The sequence below is a fragment of the Sphingomonas trueperi genome (assembly GCF_011927635.1).
In the GTDB taxonomy this organism is placed as follows: Bacteria; Pseudomonadota; Alphaproteobacteria; order Sphingomonadales; family Sphingomonadaceae; genus Sphingomonas; species Sphingomonas trueperi.
Window position 1 is genome coordinate 1 of sequence record NZ_JAATJB010000004.1, and the last position, 23,378, is coordinate 23,378.

Below are 23,378 nucleotides of genomic sequence, written 5' to 3' on the forward strand. Positions count from 1 at the left end.
CAATTGCTCGGGTGGCATGCCACTCGGAAGGCGCCGACCAGAGATTGTGACATCTCTATCTGGCGGAAGAGTGACATTTGTACGTTGCGCTTACAGCCCACCCCCGAGCAAGGAACGATAATCAATATTATGTAAAGTTTTTAGTATCGACAGCGGAGGAGGAGACCTGCCTGCGCTACTCGGTGCCCTCCGGCGCCTTCGGCTCCAGCACCAGCACATTTCCTTCTACCCGCCAGCTATGCAGCCGCGACAGAAAGTTCATGCCGAGCACATCCAGATCGCCGAAATTCTGCGACACCACCACGCCCAGATCTTGCATCTTGAGCGGCCCGAGCGACACTTCCGCGATCCGCGCACGGCGCGCCGCCACGCTGCCATTGGCGGTCTCGATGATCGCCGGCAGGCCTTCGGACGTCTGGATGTCGGCCTGCTTGGCGGTTTGCTCGGAGATCGCCGTGATCGTCGCACCACTGTCGATCAACATGCGGCGCTCGGCGCCGTTGAGCGTGACGCGCGCCCAGAAATGGCCGTCAGGGCTCATCCGGATCCGCACCGTGTCGCCCTCGACGCGTTGGTCCTCGAGACCCAGCTTGGCGCTCAGCGAAGACCAGGCCGCCGCCAGCTCATAGCGGTGCCCGACCGCGAACAGCACCAGCAGCACAATCGCCGCCCAGCCGAGCAGCGTCCGCAGGAACAGCCCGAAGCCGATCCGCCGCACGGAGAGCGCGCTGACCACCAGCACCAGCGCGCCGATCAGCCAGACCATGTTGACGCCGTCGACACCGTTCACGCGTGCAACTCCAGCCCGTCATAGCCCGGCTCGACACCGGCGGGCAGTTCGGCGGCGAGCGTGGCATAGTCCATGCTATGGTCCATGTGGACCAGCGCTGAACGCGCCGGGCGCAGTTCCTCGATCCAGCCCAGCACTTGGCCCAGATGCGGATGCGTCGGGTGCGGTGCGCGGCGCAGCGCATCGACGACCCACACGTCGAGACCGGTGTAGAGCTGCCGCATCTCGGCGGTCATTGCATGGAAATCCGTGGCATGGCCGATGACCTTGCCACCGCTTTCGAAGCGCATGCCGGCCGAGGTTATCCCGCCATGCGGCTGGTCGACGACACGGACCGCGATGTCGCCGATCGTGAAACTGTCAGGCATGGTTTCAAGCGCGACTACCGGCGGGTAGTATTTTCCTCGGCCTTCAAAGATATAGGGGAAACGGCTGAAAAATTGTTCAAAGGTGAAGGGCCGGGCCAACCCGCGCACGGGCGTGCCGCTACGGGCATGCATGATCTGGCGGAGATCGTCCATGCCGTGGCAGTGATCGGCGTGATCATGGGTCCACAGCACCGCGTCGACATCGGAGACCTGCGCAGCGATCAGCTGCTCGCGCATGTCCGGGCTCGTGTCGACCAGCAGCGTCGTCGTCGCGCTGCGCACCAGCACCGAGGAGCGCGTCCGGCGGTTGCGCGACTCGTTCGGATCGCAGGCGCCCCAGTCGGGACCGATGCGCGGCACGCCCGAGGACGTGCCCGCGCCGAGAATGCGGATGCTTAGCGTCAAGGGCAGGTCCCCTGCCCGGTCACGCCAGCGTCTTGGCGAAGAGCGTGTGGAAGTTGGCGCGGGTGGCCTCGGCCAGCATCTCTGGATCCTCGCCGCGGAGTTGCGCCAGGAACGTGCAGGTGTCGACCACAAAGGCCGGCTCGCCGGTCTTGCCGCGATGCGGCACCGGCGCAAGGAAGGGCGCGTCGGTCTCGATCAGCAGCCGCTCCAGCGGCAGCGCGGCGGCGGTCTCCTGCAGGTCCTTGGCGTTCTTGAACGTCACGATACCGGAAATCGATATGTAGAAGCCGAGTTCCAACGCAATCTCGCCAAAGGCGCGGCTGGCGGTGAAACAATGGATCACGCCGGGGAAGGCCCCCTTCCCCATTTCTTCGCGCAGAATCTCGGCGGTGTCTTCCTCGGCGTCGCGCGTGTGGACGATGATCGGAAGCTGGGTCTCACGCGCGGCTGCCAAATGCGCGCGGAAGCTCGCGCGCTGCCGGTCGCGGTCGCTATGGTCGTAATAGTAATCGAGCCCGCTCTCGCCGATGCCGACCACGCGCGGGTGCCGGGCGCGCTCGACCAACTTGGCAGTGTCGACATGCGGGTGGGTGTCCGCCTCGTGCGGGTGGATGCCGACGCTGGCCCAGACATCCGCCTCGCGCTCGGCGACGGCGATCACCTGGTCCCATTCATTCTCGCGCGTCGAGATGTTGAGCATCGCCACCACGCCGGCGTCGCGGGCGCGGGCCAGCACCTCGGGCTGCTGCTCGCCGAGACCCTTGTAGATCAGGTGGCAATGGCTGTCGGCGAGCTTCATGCGTCCTCGGAAGCCTGGAGTTCAAGTCGCGGGAAGATGGGGGTCGGCGGCGCAATCTTGAAGTCCGCGTCGCCTTCTGGACCCAGTTGCGCGAGCAGCTTGGCCGCAGAGGTCGGCACCACCGGTTCGATCGTCACGCCGAGGCGACGGATCGCCTTGAGCAGCGTACCGAGCACCGCGTGCATCCGCTCGGGATCGGTTTTGCGCAGCGTCCAGGGCGCCTGCGCGTCGATATACTGGTTGCAGGCGAACACGCCCGTCATCCAGGCCTCGACGCCCTGGCTCAGCGCCAGATCCTGGAAGGCGCGGGTGAAGGCGGCGCAGGCGGTGTCGACCTCGGTCAGAAGCACTGCGTCGGCCTCATCGGCGCGACCGGCCTGCACCGCGCCTTCGCAGTTCTTGGCGATGAAGCTCAGCGTGCGCTGGGCAAGATTGCCGAAGCTGTTCGAGAGATCGGCATTGGCGCGGGTGACGATCGCCTCGTCGCTGAACGTGCCGTCCTGGCCGAAGCTGACGTCGCGCAGCAGGAAATAGCGCAGCGCGTCGACACCGTAGGTCTCCGCCAGTTCCATCGGATCGACGACGTTGCCGACCGACTTGGACATCTTCTCGCCGCGGTTGAGCAGGAAGCCGTGGCCGAACACCTGTTTCGGCAGGGCAATGTCGGCGGACATCAGGAAGGCCGGCCAGTAGACGGTGTGGAAGCGGACGATGTCCTTGCCGATCAGGTGCAGATCGGCAGGCCAGTAGCGCGCCAGCCGCTCGGCATCGTCGGGGAATCCCGCGCCGGTCAGATAGTTGGTCAGCGCGTCGACCCAGACATACATCACATGGCCCGGCGAGCCCGGCACCGGCACGCCCCAGTCGAAGCTGGTGCGGCTGACGGAGAGGTCGACCAGACCGCCCTCGACGAAGCGCAGCACCTCGTTGCGGCGCGATTCCGGCCGGATGAAGTCGGGGTTGGCGGCGTAGAAATCGAGCAAGGGCTGCTGGTATTTGGAGAGGCGGAAGAACCAGGTCTCCTCCTTGGTCCATTCCACCGGCGTGCCCTGGGGCGAGAGCTTCTGGCCCCCTTCCCCTTCGACCAGTTCCTTCTCCTCGTAGAAGGCCTCGTCCCGGACCGAATACCAGCCCTCGTAGCGATCAAGATACAGGTCGCCCTTGGCCGCCATCTTCTCCCAGATTGCCTGGCTGGCGCGGTAGTGATCGGCCTCGGAGGTGCGGATGAAACGATCGCACGAAATATCGAGTTTCTCGGCCATCACGCGGAAATAGCTCGACATTTCATCGGCGAGTTCGCGCGCGGTCATGTCGCGGGCGCGTGCCGTCTGCACCATCTTGAGGCCATGCTCGTCGGTGCCGGTCTGGAAGAACACGTCGCGACCCTGCTGGCGCTGGAAGCGCGCGATCGCGTCGGCGGCAATCATCTCATAGGCATGGCCGATGTGCGGCTTGCCGTTGGGGTAGTGGATCGCGGTGGTGATGTAGAAGGGGTCAGCCATGCCCGCCGCTTTAGGATGCGGCGCAGCAACGGGCAACCTGTACGCTCAGCGACGCGCGAGCCGGGCCAGGATGCCGCTCATCTCGAACACCGTAGCGGTGGCGTCGAGCGACAGGCCGAGCGCCGCTCCCGCCAGCTCGCGCGCAGCGACATAAGCATCCAGCGCCGTCCGCATCGCCTCGCCCTCCAGCCGCTTGGCGCGGGCGGCGATGAAGCTGGGCGAACGCTCTAGGAATGCCTCGTAGCGCGGCTGGGCAGCCTTTGACCCGAGTTGGCGGCCGAGGCGCGTCCGCACGGAATTGTCCGGGTCACCGCGCTCGGCGAGCAGCGCCATGTCTGCCTCCAGCGCCGACAGGTCGAGCCCGGCAAAGCGCAGCGCACGGCCCGGCGACCCCTCGGCAGCCTCGACCAGCGCAGCAATCTCGATCTCGCTCGCCTCGGAGATCTGGCGGCGCAGCACCGTGGTCGTCTCGGCGTCGGACAGCGGCTCGAAGCGCAGCAGCCGGCAGCGCGAGCGGATGGTCGGCAGCAGCCGGCCGGGCGCATGGCTCACCAGCAGGAAGATCGTCCCCGCCGGGGGCTCCTCGAGGTTCTTGAGCAGCGCATTGGCGCCGCCACGCTCGAGGTCGTCGATCGCGTCGATGATCACCACCCGGCGCGGGCTGAGCGACGGCTTGGTCGCGAACAGCGGCTGGAGGCTGCGCACCTGCGCGATGCTGATCGAGCGAGCGAGTGCCTCGTCCGGCTTGTCGGCATCCTTGGGCAGCCGGGCAAGGATCTTGAGGTCCGGGTGGCTGCCCGCGGCGATCAGGCTGGCGGTGCGGGTGCTCTCCGGCACGTCCCAGCCCGGCAGCAGACGATCGGGTTCGGCGGCCTCGGCCAGCATGCGCGCGGCGGCGATGCGGGCAAAGGCCCCCTTCCCCACGCCCTCCGGCCCGGCGATCAGCCAGGCATGGTGCAACGCGCCGCTCGCCATCGCGGCGGCGAGCGCGTCGCGGGCCTGGTTGTTGCCGATCAGGGCGTCGGCCAAGGCGATCAGGCCAGGTGGAGCAGCGACATGAGCCCTGCCCAGGCGCGGCCGAAAAAGCCTGCCTGGCCGACATCCTCGGCGGCGACCAGCGGCAGCATCTGCTGCGGCATGCCTTCGCCCTCGACGATCAGGTCGGCGATATGGTCGCCCTTCTTGAAGCCGGCCTTGACCGGGCCCTGGTAGACGATCTTGCCGGCCAGTTTCGGGCTAAGCCCCGAGGGCAGCGTGATGTTGAGGTCGCGCGGTGCGACGACGGCAACCTGATTGGCGGTGCCGCCCTGCACGTCGACCGTGCCGACGGTGCGATCCTTCTTCACCACCGGCTTGGTGCTCCAGGCGGCAAAGCCCCAGCGCATGAAGCGCACCGATTCGTCGGCCCGGCCGCTATAGGTGTCGAGCCCTGCCAGCACCATCACCAAGCGGCGGCCGTTCTGCTCGGCCGAGCCGGTGAAGCCATAGCCGGCCTCCTCGGTGTGACCGGTCTTGAGCCCGTCGGCGCCGGGCACCTTGCCGAGGAGCGGATCACGATTGCCCTGCTCGATCGCGGCGCCCGCGCCCAGGGTCTTGCCCCAGGTGAAGCTCGGCAGCGAGTAGAAGGCCTTGTAGAGATCGGGGAAGTCGCGGATCGTCGCGGCGGCGAGATGCGCCAGGTCGCGCGCGGTGACATAGGTGCGGCCCTCGTCCGGCCAGCCGTTCGAGGTGCCGAAATGGCTGTTGGTGAGGCCGATCTTCTTGGCCCGATCGTTCATCAGGTTGACGAAGCCCTCCTCCGTGCCGGCGATGCCTTCGGCCAAGACGACGCACGCATCGTTACCCGAAAGGGTCACGATGCCCTTGAGCAGGTCCGCCACGGTCGGCTGCTCGCCGACGCCCAGGAACATGGTCGAACCCTGCGAGTGCCACTTCTTCCAGGTCTCGGGCCGCACCTCGATCCTCTGGTCGAGCTTGAGCTCGCCCTTCTTGATCAGGTCGAACGCGACATAGACCGTCATCATCTTCGCCATCGAGGCCGGCGGCATGCGGCGATCGGCATCCTTGGCGAACAGCACCGCGCCCGAGGACATGTCTTCCATGTAGGCGATCGGCGCGGGCGTCGGGAAATCCGGGCCGGCGGCCTGCAGCGGAGCGGCGATGGCGAGCGCCAGGAACGAGGCGGCGGCGAGCTTCTTCATGATGATCGGTCCAGAACGCGAGTAATTACCCCTATCGGACCGTGGTGCGGCGCGCATCTCCGAACCCGGCCCGAACGGCCTCTGCCCGCGCCCGCTCCGCCACCGCCTCCGTCGCGAAGGGGCCGAGCTGGACGCGGTAGAGCCCGCCCCCTGCCTTTACGAAGCCGCGCAGCTTTTGGGCAAGCGCCTGTGCGCGTTCGGGCGAAGAAAGTGCGGCCACTTGCACCAGATAGCGGCCCTGGCCCGGCTTGGGGGGCGCGACCTTCGGGGTCGAGCGGGGTTTCGCCGGGGGCGCAACGCTCTCGACGGGGTGCGGGATGACGTCGACGATCGGGTCCGGCTGCGCGGGAGGTGGCAGAAGGGGCTCACCGATATCGGGCTGCGGCGGGAGCTGTAGTCGCAGGGCACGCAGCAGTGCGGGCGGCGAATCGATGCGCGGCTGCGCGGCACCGGCGCTGCGGAGCGCAGCCTGGTCCTCGGCAGAGGGTCGCACCGCACGGATGCGCACCGCCGCCAGCCGATCGGCGGGAACGCCGAGCTGGCTCGCGGCACCTTCGGAGAGTGCGGCGACCGCACCGGGAACCTCGGAGGTCTCCGCGATGCGAACGAGAATCGTGCGGCCGCTGTCGAGCGCGGTCACCTCGGCATAGCTTTCGGCCGGCAGGTTGGGGCTGACCGCCAGGGCGGCGGCGCCGAACGGCTGGACCGCGGCATAGCCCACCGCATCATAGCGTCCGTCGCCCGGCTGGCGCTCGGACGTGCCCCGGCGCCCGCTTGCGCCGGGCGTCGGGTCTGCGTCCTGTGCTCGGGCGCTCGTCGCTGCAAGCAGCGCCAGGGCAAGCGCGATCGGTCTAGCGTTCCACTGCATCGGCGAGCAGGCCTACCGACAAAGCGTAAAAATTCGAGCAATTATAGTCGAGGATCACGCGGTAATTGCCGGTGAGGAGATAGGCAGTTGCGCCCTGCCCGTCGGGCTCCAGCAGCGTCGCCAGCAAGTTGTCCCCCGGCCAGGCGCGGCCCTGCGGGACGACGCCCAGCGCCCGCCACTCCGCCATCGTCTTCCACTGGCTCTGGCGGCCATGGACGCGCGGGCAGCGCGGGCTCGTGGTGCGGTTCGAGATCAGGCGGCGGTCGAGCGACGCGGGCACGGACACGGCGAAGCCCCAGGGCACGCCTGCGCGCCAGCCGGCATTGACGAAATAGTTGCCGATCGAGGCGAGCGTGTCGGCATCGCTGTTCCAGATGTCCGCCACCCCGTCGCCGTCACCGTCGCGGGCCAGGCGCAGATAGACGCTGGGGAGGAATTGCGGCCCGCCGAACGCGCCCGCCCAGCTGCCGACCAGCTTCTCGCGCGGCACGCCGCGGTCGATCATCTTGAGCGTGGCGATGAACTCGTCGGCGAACAGCGCGCGGCGGCGGCCCTCATAGGCAAGGCTGGCCAGCGCCCGCGGCAGATCGAACCCGCCCATCACCCGGCCGTAACTGGTCTCGTGCCCCCAGATCGCCACCATGATCGATTCGGGGACACCGGTCTCGCGCTCGATCGCCGAGAGCCGCCCGCGGGCACGCAGATAGGCGGCGCGGCCGCGAGTGATGCGATCGGCATCGACATGGCGGGCGCGATAGGGCGCGAAGGCGGGGACCGGGGCATTCGGGCTGCTCTCCGGCTGCTGGCGATCGAGCTCGACCACGCGGGCATTGTAGGTGAGCGTCGGGATCACCGCATCGATCGCGCGGCGGCTCACCCCAGCGGCGGCGGCCTGGGCTGCGAGGGTCTGGAGGTAGCTTTGAAAGCCCGCCTCGTCCTGCGCCAGCGCAGGGGTTGTCGGCACGGCAAGGGCAATGGCGAGGCCGGCAATCCCGGCGAGATACGAGCGAATACGCGACATGGCCCGGCTGTTGCACAGCCGCGCGCCCACAGAAAGCCCGCGCGCCCGTCCGATACGACGAAAACCGCGTCCGGTGGCGACCAAAGGAAAAACACCGGCCGCGCGGGGCACGACCGGTGTCCTTCGATCCAGCGCACCCGGGAGGGGTGCGGCAGGCGTGGTTCAGGCGAACGCGACGCGTGCGGTGTTGCGACGGCGCAGCGCACCGCCGACGAACGCGAAGCCGCCGATCATCATCGCCCAGCTGGCGGGCTCGGGAACCGGGGCGAAGGTCGCCTGGGCGCCGTACGAGCCGTTGCCGCGCGACATGCCCTTGATCACGATGGTGTTTTCCTTGCCAGCGATGATCGGCACGTCGTTGGCGAAGACCGCCTCGTTCAGGCCGCCATAGGTGCCGGTCAGCGCAACGCCGTTGAACACGACCGAGAACAGGTCGAGATCATTGGCAGCCTTGAGCTTCACCGCGCTAGTGTTGATCGAGGCGCTGCCCGTCAGATAGGCCGGCAGGGTGAAGGTGTAGATGTGCTCGAAGTCGCCGGCCTCGATGCCCGACTTGCCGAAATCGGCCGAGTAGGTGCCGTCGGTACCCGGAGCGATGTTCATGTTCGCGCCGGTGTAGTTGGTGGTGACGACCGTGGTGGCCTGCGCCGCGCCCGAGAAGGAGACGACGGCGGCGATGGCGCCGAGTGCCGGAAGAAGCTTGTTGATCATAAACCCTCTGTTTTCGCTGGAGCCGAAACGATTGCTGGAAGCCCCTTCCGAACTAGCCGCCGGCGCGCCGGCTTCAACAAGCCGTTGGTCCCGAACGGGGACCCCGTCCCGGTCCGGAACAGCGGAAGGGCGTGCGTTTACGATGTTTGTCGCTTGGCCGCTCGCGACTCGAATGTGACAGGTCCGTGAACACCGCGCCGCACTGGGATGGATTGATCCGGCCGCCAACTCGGACTAGGCGCTGGCGTCGTACGGAGGGGTGGCCGAGTGGTTTAAGGCAGCGGTCTTGAAAACCGCCGTGGGTGCAAGCTCACCGTGGGTTCGAATCCCACCCCCTCCGCCAACCACCATTTGCGCCTTGCCGCAGCTCATTGCGGGACAACCCTTTTCCCCAGCTTTTTCGCTGCAAACGCTGTCGCAGCCGATTGCAATTCACATCGGCGTTTCGCAAATGTTCTGGGGGCATTTTGCGGGTACGACCCCCGGCAGCTGGGGGTATCACGTGTTAACCGATGCGAAGTGCCGCGCGGCGAAGCCGACGGGCAAGGCATACAAGCTCTCGGATTCGCGCGGCCTATATCTATTTGTCACGGCCACGGGCTATCGTTCGTGGCGCTGCAAATATCGCTTGCGCGGCAAGGAACGAGCCCTCGTGCTCGGCGCCTACCCGGACATGCCACTGAGCAGAGCGCGGGACGCGCGGGACGCCGCAGCTCCCATGCTTCGCGATGGGCAGGACCCGTCGTTAGTGAAGAAGCGCGGTGCCCCCACTGGCACCCCCACGCTCAAGCAGTTGGCGGAAGACTGGATTGGGGTACAGAAAGCGACCTGGGTACCCCGTCACGCGCGGGACGTGCTGCGCAGCCTGGAGCGGGACGTGTTTCCGGTTTTGGGGGAAGCGCTGATCACGGAGATCACGCCCCCCGACGTGCTTCGTCTGCTCCGCGCGATCGAGTCGCGGCCGGCGATCGAGACGGCGCATCGGGTTTGCCAGCGCCTCGAAGTGGTCTTTGCCTTCGGGATTGCATCCGGCCAGTCGAGTGGCAATCCCGCCGCGGAGGTGCATGCTGCGCTCAAGCCGGTGAAGCGTGGGCGGCAGCCGGCGCTCCGCAACCTGCAGGAAGCCCAGCAGCTATTGCTGGAGAGCGAAAAGCAGCCGGGACAGCCTCTAGTCAAGATCGCGTCGCGCTTGCTGGCGCTCACTGCGGTACGACCTGGGGTGATTCGCCTCGCACAGCCGGACGAGCTCGAGGACCTGGACGGCACGGCCCCGATCTGACGCATTCCTGCCGAGAAGATGAAATTGTCGCTCGAACGGAAGAACGATGCCGCCTTCGAGTTCGTGGTGCCGCTCTCGCGACAAGCCGTCGAGCTGTTCAAGTTGGCGATTCGGCTCACCAAACCTGGACCGTACTTGTTCCCGAATCTGCGCCACGCGCACCGACCGATGAGCGACGCGGCGATCGGCACGATGTACAATCGCCTTTCCGAATTTCGCGGGCGGCACGTTCCGCACGGATGGCGCTCGACCTTCTCGACGGCAATGAACGAGCTGGCCGAGCGCGAGAACAGGCCAGGCGACCAGGCCGTCATAGATCTCATGCTGGCCCACAAGCCGAAAGGTGTGGAGTTCGCCTACAACCGGGCGGCGTATATGCCGCGGCGGCGGGAGATTGCGCAGCTGTGGGCAGACATGCTGACCGACGGCTTGCCTGCGCCCGATACGCTGCTGGACCTTCCGCGCCGCTGACGCTCGCCCGCGGGGGCCGCGCATGACGGCCCGTTCCGTACGCCAGATCCTCAAGGGCGTGAGCGCCAGCCTGCAGGGCAAGACGCGCGGCCCGGATCACGATCCCGAGGGCAAGCGCCGTACACCGCATCGCGACAGCTACGACGTCGACGACGCGCGGGCGAAGCCCTGGCGGCCGATCGGCGACGGCAGCGTCGGCCAGGGCATCGCGCACCGCGAGGCGCTGATCCAGACCGCGAAGGAGCTGTTCCAGCATCTCTGGCGCGAGTACCCCCTCGCCGAGATTCGCCAAGCACGCCAGCGGCACGCCGCGCTTTCGGCCGAGCTCGACCAGTACGTAGCCGGCGCCGAGGCCGCGCCGGGGCGCCCCGCCCTTCTTCGCCAGGAGCTCGGCAAAGTCAGCAGCTACCTGCTGGCCGCAGACGGGCGGCTGCGGCGCATCGACATCACCGTGCTTGAGGCGCTGCTCCAGACGATCGACTTCGCCACCGGCCGCCTGTTCCCCGCGATTGAGACGATCGCCGCGCGCGCCGGTTGCCACCGGAACAGCGTGATCGCGGCGCTCCAGCGCCTACGCGACCACGGCTTCATTGCTTGGGTGCGGCGCACGGTCAAAACCGCCAACGAAGGCGAGTTTGCCCCGCAGCGCGAACAGACCAGTAACGCCTACTATTTCGAGCATCGCGCCAAGATGACCGGGCGGGTTTTCCAGCGCTACTGCCAGCTCCTGGTGGTTAAGCTCCGCCGCCTGGGCAAGGTGCCGAATGCGATCACGAACCGCGGCCCCCGCGAGCCGCGGGACCCTGCCCTCCGCCAGGCGCTCGCCGCCCTCGCCGAGCTGACCAACAAGACCCTCAAGGGCGACATGTCGAAGCTGGGCAACCTGTTCGAGGATGCCCAGGTGCAGCAGGGCCTGCGCCCGCTGATCGCCAATATGGAGGAATATCGCCGCATCCGCGCGGCGGCGCTGGCGGCCGGCGGCACTACCGATCGCGACTTCGCCGAGCGCATGAAGGACTCGGCCGAGCAGACCAGGCGCCTGCAGGTGAGCGGCACCGCGCTTGCGGTCACGCTCGGCGCCAAGCTGCTCCCCACCGTCAACGCCGTGCTCGAGCGCGCGAACGCCTTCACCGACCGCGTCACGAAGTGGACCGCCGCCAACCCGGGCCTGGCGCGGTCGCTGGCCGTGGGGGCCGCCGCCTTCGCTGCCCTGTTCCTTGTGCTCGGCGGCGGCGCGATCCTGATCGCCGGCCTGGCCGCGCCCTTTGCGGCACTTGCCGCTACGGCGTCCCTGATCGGCGTCGGCATGCTGCCGCTGATCGGGATCGTCGGCGGCGTGGCGCTCGTCGCCGCGGTCTATGCGATCTACGCCAATTGGGGAGCGATCAGCACCTGGTTCGCCGGGCTGTGGGAGAGCATCAAGTCGGCGACTTGGTCCGCGATCCAGTTCGTCGGCCGCGTACTGCTGAGCTTCTCCCCCGTGGGGCTGATGATCCAGGGCTTCATGGCACTGCTCGCCTGGATGCGCGGGCCGCTGGGGCAGCGCATGATTGCAGCGGGCGGCGATATCGTGCGCGGCATCATCACCGGCATCACCGGCATGCTGGGACGGCTCAAGGATACGATCGTTGGGGCGGCATCGGCGGCGGCGAGCTGGTTCAAGAGCAAGCTCGGTATTCACTCGCCCTCGCGCGTGTTCGCGTCGTTCGGCGGCTTCATGATGCAGGGGCTCGATCAGGGACTCGCACGCGATCAGGACCGCCCCGTCGACCGGATCGACGGCCTCACCAGCCGCCTCGCCAACGCGGTCGCCACCGGCACTGCGGCGCTGGCGATCGGCGCCGGCAGCGCAGCACCGGCAGCAGCGCGGCCGAGCGCTGCCCCCGCCGCGCTTGGCCCGGTGACGATCGTGATCCAGCAGCTTCCCGGCCAGTCGGAGCGCGATCTCGCCCGCGCCGTTCGCGCCGAGCTCGAGAGGCTCACCCGCGTCGGCGCCGGCCGCCGCACGTCGATGGCCGACCGCCCCGATGGAGATGACCTGTGAAGCTCTTGAGCCTGGGCATGTTCGTCTTCGCGATCGACACGCTCGCCTATGACGAGCTGCAGCGCAAACGCGCCTGGCGCTTCGCGACGAACGGGCGCGTCGGCGCCAAGGATGCGATCCAGTTCACCGGCGCCGATCTGGAGACGGTGACGCTCTCGGGCAGCACCCATGTCGAACTGGCGGACGGCCGCGTCTCGCTCGACCAGCTGATCGACATGGCGGCCGAGGGCGAGGAGTGGCCTTTGGTCGACGGTCGCGGCAATGTCCTCGGCCACTTCGTCATCACCGCGATCGACGAACGACACCGCCACTTCCTCCCCGATGGCCGGCCGCGCCAGATCGATTTCGGCATCGACCTGCTCGAAGCGCCGGATGCCGCCGCATGACGCCCACCGCCGATTTCCGCATCACGCTGGACGGCAAGGATCTGTCGCCCAGGATCCGCCCGCGCCTGATCAGCCTGCGCCTCACCGAGAAGCGCGGGGGCGATGCCGACCAGCTCGACCTGGTGCTCGACGACAGCGACGGCCGCCTGGCCCTGCCGCCCGAGGGTGCGGTGCTCACCGTCGCGCTCGGCTGGAAGGCCGGCGACGGCGTCGCGATCGGCCTGGTCGACAAGGGCCGCTTCACGGTGGATACGGTGGAGCATAGCGGGCCGCCCGACACCGTCAGCATCCGCGCCAGCGCCGCGGACTTTGCCGGCAGCCTCACCACCCGCCGCGAGCAGAGCTGGCACGACACCACGCTCGGCGCGATCGTCCAGGCGATCGCCGGCCGGCACCGGCTCCAGCCCCGCTGCGCGCCCGCGCTCGCCTCAATCGCCGTCCATGCCAAGGCGCAGGAGCGCGAAAGCGACATCGCGTTGCTGCGCCGCCTCGGCCGCGAGCATGACGCGGTGGCCACGATCAAGGCCGGGTGCCTGATCTTCGCGCCCATCGGCGCCGGCATCACCGCCACCGGCAAGCCCCTGCCCGGCGTCACCATCCGCCGCCGCGACGGCGATCGGCACAGCTACCGCGTCGAGAAGCGTGAGGCCGCCGGCAAGGTGGTGGCCGAGTGGCACGATCGCAAAGGCGCGAAGAAGCAGCAGGTGACGGCCGGCAGCAGCGACGGCGCCGAGCGCAAGCTATCCCGCGTCTATGCCAGCGAAGCGGAAGCGAAGCGCGCCGCCGCGGCCGAGGCCAGGCGCGCGGGCCGCGCGCCGCGCAGCCTGGATCTCACCCTCGCCTTCGGCCGCGCGGATCTCGCTCCCGAGCAGCCCGCCACCGCCCAAGGGTTCAAGGCCGATATCGATGCGCAGCGCTGGCTTATATCGGGGTGAACCACCGGTTAGACGATAGCGGCGGCTTTACCACCGCGGTGAAGCTGGAGCTTTCAGGAGGAACGCCGTTTGTATGATGCGGTGGGAACAATCGCCGACAGTCCTGAAACGCGGTAGCGCGAGAAACACAATCTATTGACCTGTACCTCTCATCGTAGTTGCTTCGTTTCGATACTGGAACAACGTCCAACGGCGAGCGACTCGCTGGGCATGATATGATTTCGCAGGGGGGCGAAATGTACTACTCGAGAGCGGAATTGGAGCGATGGGTCGCGCGCGTAGACGACCACTCACGCGCGAGGGCGGATCGCGTCGAGAGCAGGCTCAACGAAGACGACGATCTTCGCAGCCGGGTTTTGGCGAAACCCGACCACCGCGAACGCATCTTCGCCGCTCTCGCTACCGGCGAAATTGGATACCTGCGCGACAGGCAGCGACAATGGGTTTCCTGGATCGAGGATAACCCACCGCACCTCTGGTTGAGCACATCGCCCACGGTGATTGTCGACTTGGATGATCGCACGGCTGACCTCCACGCGTTCCAACGCAAATATGGCTGTTCACCCCAGCAGTTCGCCCGACTTATTCGTCACAGGGGTCATGACCGACCAGGCCCGGTGCTCGTCAACCTGCGCGCCGACGATCTATCGCGCTATGTCACCGGCGGCGTCTCTCAGCTCGTCGGCTGCGTGCTGGCGGAGGTAGAGCATCATCCGGAGCGCTTCTACCGGCTGCAGCACGTACGAGCGGCCGCCTTCCGCCTGATGGGAGTGAATTGGTCGGAACTGTCAGCGCGGGCAGCTTGGGCCGGCCAGGGGTATCGCAAGCTGCACTCCGCGTTGCTCGCGGAAAGATCGGAGGCAGGATACGAGGTCACCCGCGACGCCCAATGGCCGGTGCCGAACCAATTCGAGGGCAGGATAGCCTATTACCTCGCCGTTCGCGACTTGGCCGCAAGGCACGGTGGCCCTCTGCTTGATGATCCTATCCTAGACGACTGGCTCCAGGGCGGCGGCGATGGCGTGCTAGAGGTTATGAAGGTCGGCGGGCAGTTGAAGGACCGGATGTCGCGGCTCTACCTGCACCATCATCTCCTGAGCGCACCACTCACAGGTGCCCTGGGCGGCGACTATGCCATGCTCGCGCGTGAGGTAGACCATGCATCCAAGACGCTGATCGATAAAAACGTTTTCACCCATGCGCTCGGTGCCGCGGCCGAGGGAGGACGCGTAGGACTGGCCACATGGATGTTCCGGCAGCAAGCCGGCATGGACCCAAGACCAGGACAAACGCCTCAGCATGTCGGCAAGGCACCTGTTTCGCGCTACCCCGACGACGATGAATTTGGCCAGTTCCTCAATCGCGTCGACCATAATCGAGTCGCGATATTGGCGAACCGAGGCGAAGTCTTAGACGAAATGAACCAAGTGGTCGAACGCATCGCCAAGCGCCGCCGCCGCGCCCCGCGCCCACTCGATGTAGAGGAGGAAATCGCTCTTTTTCGCGACATGGTCGCTATCGGCGCAAAAGATGGTTGTCAGATTCCAGCAACGGTCTTGGCGGCCGCAGGCATGGCTGCGGCGGTTGCGACCGTAGCCACCGGATCCGATACTCCGACGGGAGTGGCTGCAGTGAGTCTAGCCGTTGGAAACTTCTGCACGGTGATCGAGAAGGCCAAAGGGGTACTCTCGAATCACAGCTGGGGCGAACCTATCGCAGAGCGCCTTGATCGTCTGGGAAATGGATTGTGTAAGAAGCGTCTAGACCGAGTTCGGATAGATCGGTTCGTCGGCACGCTGCGCGTGTGAGCACGCTGGGGGGAATTCAAAATCTTCAGCAGGTGGCGGGCGAGCTGCAGTCCGCAGTCGACCACAATCGGTCAGCCTTTCGAACGATTGAACGTCCGATACTGCCGAAAGCAGCCGATGGCGCTGGTAAGAACGCCCCTCACCCGTCAAAGGGATGGCCTAGTTTGGTCCGGACGGGATCGTCAGAAACGCTTGATGATTCTCCGCCAAAGTCCTCGAACTGGCGGTAGCACGCTGCCACAAACGCAGTCGGTCCCCGCATCGCTTAACGGCAGGTGCCCGCCGCTATGCGGATGCTGGCGCCGTCGTCCGCTGTGCTCTAAGCAGGCTGAAAGCCCAATATCCCTGGAGTTCTGATGGCGCTGGTGAAGAAATCGACCCTTGGTGCTCGCGCAAAACGCGACAGGGAAGAATCCACGGCGGCAGAGGCCAAGGTGGCATCGGCGCCCCTGCCGCAGGCGCGGGTCACCCGCCGGACGCGCCGCCCCGCCAATGCCATCGAGGGGATCGACCAATCCGTTCAGGAACTGGCCAGCGGCATCGCCGAGGCCTCCGCCGCAGCGAGCGAGTTGCAGCGGGCGATGGACCATATCGCGAGCGGCGCCGAAGAAGCCGCCGGCGCAGCGCAGGAATCGCAGGGCCTCATCGCCTCGCTCAACGCCAATTTCAGGGACGCGAGCACGCGGGCCGAGGATGCGCGCCGCCAGATCGAGATCGTCCAGAACGCCTTTGCCGAGGTCGGCGTGCAGATCGAGATGTCGGTCGTCGCGATCGAGCTCAACGCCCAGCGCCAGCTTGCGACCGTCGCCGTGATCGACGCGCTGGAGCAGGTAGCCGGGGAGATCGGCACGGTCGGCGTCAGCGTCGCCGATGTCGCCGACGAGACCAGCCTCCTTGCGCTCAACGCGACGATCGAGGCAGCGCGGGCCGGCGATGCCGGCAGCGGCTTCGCGGTGGTGGCGGACGAGATTCGCGCACTGTCCGAAAGCTCCGAAGCCGGCGCGGGCGAGATCCAGCAGCTGGCGGCGAGCGTCGTCGGCGAGGTGAACCGGGTGGTGCAGCAGGTGCGCGCGGCTTCCGAACTGGCCACGCGGGAGGCGCAGTCGGGCCGCGCTGTCGTCGTGCAGCTCAAAGAGGCGCGCGAGGAGCTGGCGGCGCTGGGTGCGGGCACGGCGGCGATCGTCCAAGCCTCGGCGGAGGCCGAGGCCGCCGCCGCGGAAGCCGAGCAAGGCGCCGAGCAGGTCGCAAGCGCCGCCGAGGAGCAATCGGCGGCCATCGCGCAGGCGCAGCAGGCGGTCGAGCAGCAGGGCACGTCGCTGGAGGAAAGCCAGCGCACCGCCGAGATGCTGGGCGATCTGATCCAGGCGCTGGAGGGCGACGGCGCGAACCAGGGCGCGGTCGAGCAGATCGCCGCTGCGGCCGAGGAACTGTCGGCAACGGTGCAGGAGCTTTCGGGTGCCTCGGGCGAGATCCTGGTCGCGCTCGAACAGATCGCGCGCGGCACCCAGGTCCAGGCGTCCGCGACCATGCAGGCCGATACGGCGATGGGCCAGATCGAGGGGTTGGCCGAGGTGCTGCAGGCGCGCGCCTCCGCGGCCGCCGAGCGGATCGGCGCCATCGTCGAGGGCGTCGTGATAAGCGGCGCGGCGATCGAACGGGTGGCGGGCGGCGTCGAGCATGGTCTGGCGGAGCTTCGCGCCGTGCTCGATCTACTGGCCGCGCTGGCGGATACGGCGCGCGGCATCGACAAGATCATCGGCAAGCTCGCGCTGATCTCGGTGCAGACCAACATGCTCGCGGTGAGCGGCTCGGTGGAGGCGACGCGCGCGGGCGAGGCCGGGCGCGGCTTCACCCTGGTGGCGGGCGACATCCGCAAGCTCGCGCAGGATTCGGCGACGCGCGCCGATCGCGCGGCGGACATCGTGCGCACGATGCAGGAGCAGATCGCGACGGTGCGCCGCGACCTCGAACAGGTGATCGGCGCGGCCGAAGTGGAAATCGGGCGCAACCGTGCGTTCGTCGAGCGCTTCCGCTCGATGATCGAGGACCTGCAGGCGGCGCGCGGCGCGAACGATGCGATCCTCGCGGGAACGCAGGACATCCTGCGCTCCGTGCGCGAGATCCGCAGCGGCACCACCCAGATCGCCGAAGCGGCGGATCTGGCGAACGGTGCCGCGCGCGAGGCCGGCGCCGCCGCGCGCCAGCAGGCGCAGGGGGCCGAGTTGCTGGCCGCCGCGATCGAGGAAATCGCTCAGATCGCGACCGCAATCGCCGCGCAGGCGGCCTGAACGCGATGGGCAGCGAGGGCGCGGCGGGGCTGCGGGTGCTGAAGCTGCAAGCCGGCGGCGAGCGGCTTGCCGTGCCCGCGCCGATCGTCCGCGAGGTCGCCCGCATCCCGCGGCTGACGCGGGTGCCGCATGCGCCCAGGGCGCTGCTCGGGCTGGCCAATATCCGCGGGGCGGTGGTGCCGGTGTTGTCGCTGGCCGATCTGGTCGATCGCACGGTCGGCATCGAGCGGCGGGTCGTGATCGTCGACGACGGCGCGCTGTTCGGGCTCGCGGTGGACGCCGTCGATACGCTGGCAGAGGACGGCGATAGCGGCGCCCGCATGCTCGACCTGCCCGCGCTGATCGCGGCGAGCCTGGCCACGGATGGCAACCGCCGGGCCGTCGGCCGCGTCGTAGCGGAGGAAACGGTGGCCGACGCCGCGGACCATGCGGTGCTGCCGCTCGTCGTCTTCGCGCTCGGCAGTCAGGAATTCGCGCTGCCGCTGGGCGCCGTCGAGAGCGTGCTACGGCTGCCCGAAACGATCGCGGCAATGCCGCACGCCGACGCGGTGGTCGTCGGCAGCGCCACCGTGCGCGGCGCGCTGCTGCCGCTGCTCTCCCTCCGCGCGCTGCTCGCCATGCCGGCGGCGGCAGCGACCGCGCGCACCCGCGTCGTGATCGCGCGGATCGGGCAGCACCGCGTGGGCCTGGTAGTCGATGTGATCCGCGGGGTGGAGCGCGTGCCAGAAACCGCGATCGACGCGATTCCGCAGGTGCTCACCCGGGGGAGCGCCGAGGCGCGGATCCAGGCGATCTGCCGGCTGGACGCGGGGCGGCGGTTGGTGTCGCTGCTCGCCGCCGAGCATCTGCTGCGCGAGGACATCACCGCGCGGCTTGCCCAAGCGAGCACCGCGAACGAGATCGAGGAAAGCGCCATGGACGCGACGAGCGAGCAGTTCCTCCTGTTCCGGATCGGCGACAGCGACTTCGCGCTGCCGATTGCTGCGGTGGAGGAAGTCGCTCCGCTGCCGCGCAAGCTCACCCGCCTGCCCAAGGCGCCCGCCTTCGTGCAGGGGGTGATGAACTTGCGCGGCGCGGTGGTGCCGGTAATCGACCAGGCCGAGCGCTTCGGTGCGGCCATGGCCGCGGGCGGCAAGCGGCGCGTGGTGGTGGTCCGCATCGGCGAGTTGCAGGCGGGCTTCGTGGTCGATTCCGCCTCCGAGGTCCTGCGCATCGCCGCCGAGGCGGTGGGCCCGGCGCCCGACCTGGGCGGCGCGGAGACGCGCGTGTTCGAACGGGTCGCCAATCTGCCCGATCAAGACCGGATCGTGCTGATCGTCTCGCCGCGCGAGCTGCTCGACCGCGCCGAACAGGATCTGCTGCGGGGCATGGCCGCCGCATCGTGATCAAGCTGCTCGTCGTCGACGATTCCCCGCTGATGCGGCGCCTGCTGGTCGACATCTTCACCGAGGCCGGCGGGTTCGAGGTGGCGGTCGCGCGGAGCGGCGCCGAGGCGCTCGACCTGCTCGACGAGGTCGCGCCCGACGTGATCACGCTCGACATTCACATGCCCGGCATGGACGGCCTGGCCTGCCTCGACCAAATCATGGTGACGCGGCCGTGCCCGGTGGTGATGGTCTCGGCGCTCACCGCGGAAGGGGCGGACGAGACGCTGGAGGCGATCGAACTCGGTGCGGTGGACTTCATCGCCAAGCCGCGAGGCGCGCTGTCGCTGGAGATCGATTCCGTCGTCCCGGCGCTGGTCGAAAAGGTCCGTAGCGCAGCGGGCGCGCGGATCTCGCGGACGACGCGGCTGCGCGAGCGCGTTCGGGCACGGGCAGCGGGTGCCGCCGAACCCAAGCCCGCCGCGTCGCGTCGCACCGCGCCGCTCGCCGCGCCGCTGCCGCCCGAGGGGCTGGTGCTGGTCGGCTGCTCGACCGGGGGGCCGCCGGCGCTCGATGCACTGCTCGGCAATCTGCCCGAGGATTTCCCCTGGCCGATCCTCGTCGCGCAGCACATGCCGGCGAGCTTCACCGGCCCGCTCGCGCGGCGGCTCGACAAGCTGTGTGCGCTGAGCGTCCAGGAGGTGACGGGCACGACGGTGCTTGCGCCCGGCAACGTCTATATCGGTCGCGGCGATGCCGATCTGGTCGTCACCCGCCGCGCGGGCGCGCTCGCCGCTGCCGCCACGCCGAGCAGCGGCGAGCATTTCTGGCATCCCAGCGTCGATCGCCTTGTGGCGAGCGCGATGAAGAGCGTCGCACCCGAGCGGCTGGTTGGCGTGTTGATGACCGGTATGGGTAATGACGGAGCCGGCGCCATGACGGAATTGAAGGCGCTGGGCGGCATGACGCTTGCCGAATCTGCCGATAGCGCGGTGATCTGGGGCATGCCGGGGGCGCTGGTCGCCGCCGGTGGTGCCACGATCGTGGCACCGCTCGATCGGCTCGCGGCCGAACTGCTCGCCTGCTTCGCACGGTGACGCGGGAGAGCACCATTGCCAGCGCACCCCCGGCGGCGCTTTCCGACGACGAGGTCGCGCGGGTGGGGGCGCTGCTCTATCGCTGGACCGGCATGATCTTCGGCGCCAATAAGCGCTATTATATCGAGCGACGGATCGGCGCGCGGATGGCGCGGAGCGGCATGGCCGAGGCGGCGCGCTATCTCGATTTCGTCGGCACCAACCCGGCCGAGCGCGAGGCGCTGATCAACGCCTTCACGATCAACGAGACCTATTTCTACCGCGAGGAACACCAGTTCGCCGCGCTCGCCCGACAGATCCTGCCCGAGCTGATCCGCACGCGGCGCCCCGGCGACCTGATCCGGATCTGGTCGATGCCCTGCTCGACGGGCGAGGAAGCCTATTCGATCGCGATCTGGCTGCTCGAAAACTGGCCGCTGGTCGATGCCTATCATATCGAGATCGTCGGATCGGACCTCGATACCGCCGCGCTCGCCCAGGCGCAGGCGGGGCGCTACGCGGCGCGCGCGCTGGCCAGGCTGCCGGCGGACGTGGTCGAGCGCTACTTCGAGCCCGAGCGCGGCCATCGCCGCAAGATCATCGACGATCTGCGCGAATCGGTGCGCTTCACCCCCGCCAACATCGTCGATCGCGCGACGCTCACCGGGCTCGGCCGGTTCGACGTGATCCTGTGCCGCAACCTGCTGATCTATTTCGACGATGACTCGCGGCAGCTCGCCGCCTCCAACCTGTTCGAGAGCCTCAACAGCGGCGGCTTCGTCTGCCTCGGGCACAGCGAATCCATGGCGCGGATCACGGACCGGTTCACAATGGCTCGCCTTGAAGACGCAATCGTCTATCGTAAGCCGTGATGGACGAGCTGCTGGCGCAATTTCTGGTCGAGGGGCGAGACCTGGTCGCCCAGGCGGCGGCGGCGTTCGATGTGCTGGCGCGCGATCCCGGCAACGCTGCCGCGATCGACGACGCCTTCCGCGCGATCCATACGCTGAAGGGCTCGGTCGCGATCTTCCCGATGGCGGCGGCGGAACGCACGCTCCACGCCGCCGAGGACGTGCTCGAACGCGCCCGCAAGGGTGGCATGGCGCTCGACGGCGCGGCGACGGGCGCGCTGGTCGCGTGCCTGGACGGCGTCGACCGCTGGATAGACGATGTGGAGCTGCGGGGCGCGCTCGGCGAGGATGCAGACGGTGTCGCGGCGGCGTTGATCACGGGCCTGCCTGGGCGGGAGGCCGCTGCACCCGTATCGTCCTCCGCTGCCACCCCCGACTGGGCCCGGCAGCTGGCCGACGGCGCCGAGGGCCCCGTGGTGGCGTTCCGCTACACGCCCGATCCCGATTGCTTCTTCCGCGGCGAAGATCCGCTGGCGATCGTCGCCACGATCCCAGACCTGCTCCGGCTCGATATCCGTCCGGCCGAAGGTCGCTGGCCCGCGCTCGACGCGATCGAGCCGTTCCGCTGCATCTCGATCCTCGAAGGGCTGAGCACAGCCTCGCCGGAGGTGGTGCGCGCCGCCTTCCGGATGATGCCGGACCAGATCGCGCTGCATCGCTTCGAGGCGGCCGCCCCGGCGCCCACCCCCGACGCGCCCGCCGAAGCAGGCCCCGCGACCACGCTGCGCATCGACGCCGCGCGCATCGATGCGCTGGCCGACGGCCTCGGCGAGCTGCTGGTGGCGGTCAATGCCCTTGCGCCGCTCGCCGCCCGCATCGAGGCCCAGGACCGTACGCTGGCCGCTGCCGTTCGCACCGCGCAGGCGGGCATCGAACGCAGCGCAGCCAACCTGCAGCGTAGCGTCGCGGCGGTACGGCTGGTGCCGCTCGCGCCGACGCTCCGCCGCCTGCCGCGCCTCGCCCGCGAGATCGCCGCGACCCTCGGCAAGCCGATCGCCTTCGCCATGGTGGGCGACGGGCTGGAGGTCGACAAGCAGATCGCGGAAGGGCTGTCCGAGCCGCTGCTGCACTTGCTGCGCAACGCCATCGACCACGGCATCGAGGATGCGGCAACGCGCGCCGCCGCCGGCAAGCCTGTCGAGGGGCGGGTCACGCTCACCGCGAGCCGGGAGGGCGATGCGGTGGCGATCACCCTGGCCGATGACGGCGGCGGGATCGACCCGGCGCGGATCCGCGCTACCGCCCAGGCGCGAGGTCTGCTGGACGTCGAAGCCGCCGACCAGCTGACCGACGCCGCCGCGCTCCGCCTGATCTTCGCGCCCGGCTTTTCAACGGCGGAGACAGTCACCGGCGTCTCCGGGCGCGGGGTAGGCATGGATGCGGTCCAGGCGGCGGTGGAGAAATTGCGCGGCACGATCGCGATCGACAGCACGCCTGGTCGCGGAACGCGCTTCCTGCTGCGTTTCCCGGCCAACGCCCTCACCACCCGGCTGCTCGTCGTAGAGGCGGCCGGGGATCGCTACGGGGTGGCGCTCGAGCACGTGGTGGAGACGGTCCGCGTCGAGCAATCGGCGCTGCTGCCGGTCGGCGAGGGGACCGCCTGCGTCCTGCGCGGCCGCACCGTGCCGGTGCTCAGCCTCGCCCGCCTGTTGGGAGGCACCGAGCTGCCCGGCGCCCATGCCAAGCTGCTCGTCACCAGCGCCGAGGGCGAACGGGTCGCGCTGCGGGTCGACGATTTCGCGGATCGCATCGATGCGGTGGTGCGGCCGCCGAGCGGACTGCTCGCGGGCGTGTCGGGCATCGGCGGCGCAACTCTGCTCGGGGATGGCGGGGTGCTGCTCGTTCTCGATCTGCCGGCGCTGGTCGCATGACGGTCCGGGTCGACGCCGATGCCATCTATCTGGTGGGCCGATGCCCTGCCGAGGATGCGGACACGTTGCTGGTGGCGTTGCAGGAAGCGCCCGACCGGACGGTCGATCTTGGCGCGGCGCAGCGGCTGCATCTTGCGGTGGCGCAGGTGCTGCTTGCCGCGCGGCCGCCGGTGTGCGGTGTGCCAAGCAGTGACTTTCTGGCACGATACCTGCTTAATCTGTTGCAATGACATCGGGACGATTCGCCGCTAGGACCGTTGCGGAGCCGAACCACTTCGCG

General features: G+C 68.4%; 21 protein-coding genes and 1 tRNA gene. 13 read left to right on the forward strand and 9 right to left on the reverse strand.

Annotated elements, in window-relative coordinates; all coding sequences use genetic code 11:
• Positions 1-175: 175 nt before the first annotated feature.
• The 9 genes from GGR89_RS07795 to GGR89_RS07835 all read right to left on the reverse strand — a co-directional run bounded on the left by GGR89_RS07795 (position 176) and on the right by GGR89_RS07835 (position 8,665).
• Positions 176-790, reverse strand: a complete 615-nt coding sequence (locus GGR89_RS07795; RefSeq protein ID WP_125973695.1) for a retropepsin-like aspartic protease family protein — start codon at positions 788-790, stop codon at positions 176-178.
• Positions 787-1,563 (reverse strand): MBL fold metallo-hydrolase, encoded by a 777-nt coding sequence (locus GGR89_RS07800; RefSeq protein WP_125973693.1) that lies wholly within the window; start codon positions 1,561-1,563, stop codon positions 787-789. Before GGR89_RS07800 ends, GGR89_RS07795 begins: the two co-directional genes overlap by 4 nt.
• A 19-nt stretch (positions 1,564-1,582) precedes the next feature.
• Positions 1,583-2,362: a TatD family hydrolase gene (locus GGR89_RS07805; protein WP_125973691.1), complete on the reverse strand. Its 780-nt coding sequence runs from the start codon at positions 2,360-2,362 to the stop codon at positions 1,583-1,585.
• The gene (metG, locus tag GGR89_RS07810; RefSeq protein WP_125973689.1) at positions 2,359-3,864 is read right to left on the reverse strand and encodes a methionine--tRNA ligase; all 1,506 of its coding nucleotides are present in this window, start codon (positions 3,862-3,864) and stop codon (positions 2,359-2,361) included. Before metG ends, GGR89_RS07805 begins: the two co-directional genes overlap by 4 nt.
• A gap of 45 nt (positions 3,865-3,909) precedes the next feature.
• The gene (locus GGR89_RS07815; protein WP_125973687.1) at positions 3,910-4,893 is read right to left on the reverse strand and encodes an AAA family ATPase; all 984 of its coding nucleotides are present in this window, start codon (positions 4,891-4,893) and stop codon (positions 3,910-3,912) included.
• Positions 4,894-4,898: 5 nt separating this feature from the next.
• The gene (locus GGR89_RS07820) at positions 4,899-6,065 is read right to left on the reverse strand and encodes a D-alanyl-D-alanine carboxypeptidase family protein (protein ID WP_125973685.1); all 1,167 of its coding nucleotides are present in this window, start codon (positions 6,063-6,065) and stop codon (positions 4,899-4,901) included.
• A gap of 31 nt (positions 6,066-6,096) precedes the next feature.
• Positions 6,097-6,933 carry an SPOR domain-containing protein gene (locus tag GGR89_RS07825; protein ID WP_125973683.1) on the reverse strand — a complete coding sequence of 279 codons (837 nt, stop codon included), beginning with the start codon at positions 6,931-6,933 and terminating at the stop codon, positions 6,097-6,099.
• The gene (locus GGR89_RS07830) at positions 6,917-7,954 is read right to left on the reverse strand and encodes a lytic murein transglycosylase (protein ID WP_125973681.1); all 1,038 of its coding nucleotides are present in this window, start codon (positions 7,952-7,954) and stop codon (positions 6,917-6,919) included. The genes GGR89_RS07825 and GGR89_RS07830 overlap by 17 nt, the downstream gene beginning before the upstream one ends.
• Positions 7,955-8,116: 162 nt before the next feature.
• On the reverse strand, positions 8,117-8,665 hold the full coding sequence (locus tag GGR89_RS07835) for an FxDxF family PEP-CTERM protein (RefSeq protein WP_125973679.1): 549 nt from the start codon (positions 8,663-8,665) through the stop codon (positions 8,117-8,119).
• A gap of 253 nt (positions 8,666-8,918) precedes the next feature.
• On the opposite strand from GGR89_RS07835, the gene GGR89_RS07840 reads away from it, so the two are divergent.
• The 13 genes from GGR89_RS07840 (at position 8,919) to GGR89_RS07895 (ending at position 23,328) form a co-directional block, all read left to right on the forward strand.
• Positions 8,919-9,008 (forward strand) — tRNA-Ser (locus GGR89_RS07840).
• A gap of 15 nt (positions 9,009-9,023) precedes the next feature.
• Positions 9,024-9,944: a tyrosine-type recombinase/integrase gene (locus GGR89_RS22625; protein WP_277600092.1), complete on the forward strand. Its 921-nt coding sequence runs from the start codon at positions 9,024-9,026 to the stop codon at positions 9,942-9,944.
• Positions 9,945-9,962: 18 nt separating this feature from the next.
• A complete protein-coding gene (locus tag GGR89_RS22630) occupies positions 9,963-10,415 on the forward strand; it encodes a site-specific integrase (RefSeq protein ID WP_277600091.1) in 453 nt (150 codons plus the stop codon).
• 22 nt (positions 10,416-10,437) lie between these two features.
• Positions 10,438-12,459, forward strand: a complete 2,022-nt coding sequence (locus tag GGR89_RS07850; RefSeq protein WP_125973677.1) for a phage tail tape measure protein — start codon at positions 10,438-10,440, stop codon at positions 12,457-12,459.
• Positions 12,456-12,845, forward strand: a complete 390-nt coding sequence (locus GGR89_RS07855; protein WP_125973675.1) for a phage tail protein — start codon at positions 12,456-12,458, stop codon at positions 12,843-12,845. Before GGR89_RS07850 ends, GGR89_RS07855 begins: the two co-directional genes overlap by 4 nt.
• On the forward strand, positions 12,842-13,780 hold the full coding sequence (locus GGR89_RS07860; protein ID WP_241213621.1) for a contractile injection system protein, VgrG/Pvc8 family: 939 nt from the start codon (positions 12,842-12,844) through the stop codon (positions 13,778-13,780). Before GGR89_RS07855 ends, GGR89_RS07860 begins: the two co-directional genes overlap by 4 nt.
• A 257-nt stretch (positions 13,781-14,037) precedes the next feature.
• A complete protein-coding gene (locus GGR89_RS07865; protein ID WP_167712864.1) occupies positions 14,038-15,588 on the forward strand; it encodes a hypothetical protein in 1,551 nt (516 codons plus the stop codon).
• A gap of 434 nt (positions 15,589-16,022) precedes the next feature.
• Positions 16,023-17,876 carry a methyl-accepting chemotaxis protein gene (locus GGR89_RS07870; RefSeq protein WP_241217837.1) on the forward strand — a complete coding sequence of 618 codons (1,854 nt, stop codon included), beginning with the start codon at positions 16,023-16,025 and terminating at the stop codon, positions 17,874-17,876.
• Positions 17,877-17,881: 5 nt separating this feature from the next.
• Positions 17,882-19,261 (forward strand): chemotaxis protein CheW, encoded by a 1,380-nt coding sequence (locus GGR89_RS07875; protein WP_125973669.1) that lies wholly within the window; start codon positions 17,882-17,884, stop codon positions 19,259-19,261.
• On the forward strand, positions 19,258-20,337 hold the full coding sequence (gene cheB / locus GGR89_RS07880) for a chemotaxis-specific protein-glutamate methyltransferase CheB (protein ID WP_125973667.1): 1,080 nt from the start codon (positions 19,258-19,260) through the stop codon (positions 20,335-20,337). The genes GGR89_RS07875 and cheB overlap by 4 nt, the downstream gene beginning before the upstream one ends.
• Positions 20,334-21,188: a CheR family methyltransferase gene (locus GGR89_RS07885; protein ID WP_125973665.1), complete on the forward strand. Its 855-nt coding sequence runs from the start codon at positions 20,334-20,336 to the stop codon at positions 21,186-21,188. The genes cheB and GGR89_RS07885 overlap by 4 nt, the downstream gene beginning before the upstream one ends.
• Complete coding sequence (locus tag GGR89_RS07890; protein ID WP_126002714.1) at positions 21,188-23,098, forward strand: chemotaxis protein CheA; 1,911 nt, start codon at positions 21,188-21,190, stop codon at positions 23,096-23,098. Before GGR89_RS07885 ends, GGR89_RS07890 begins: the two co-directional genes overlap by 1 nt.
• The gene (locus tag GGR89_RS07895) at positions 23,095-23,328 is read left to right on the forward strand and encodes a hypothetical protein (RefSeq protein ID WP_125973661.1); all 234 of its coding nucleotides are present in this window, start codon (positions 23,095-23,097) and stop codon (positions 23,326-23,328) included. The genes GGR89_RS07890 and GGR89_RS07895 overlap by 4 nt, the downstream gene beginning before the upstream one ends.
• The last annotated feature ends 50 nt before the right edge of the window (positions 23,329-23,378 follow it).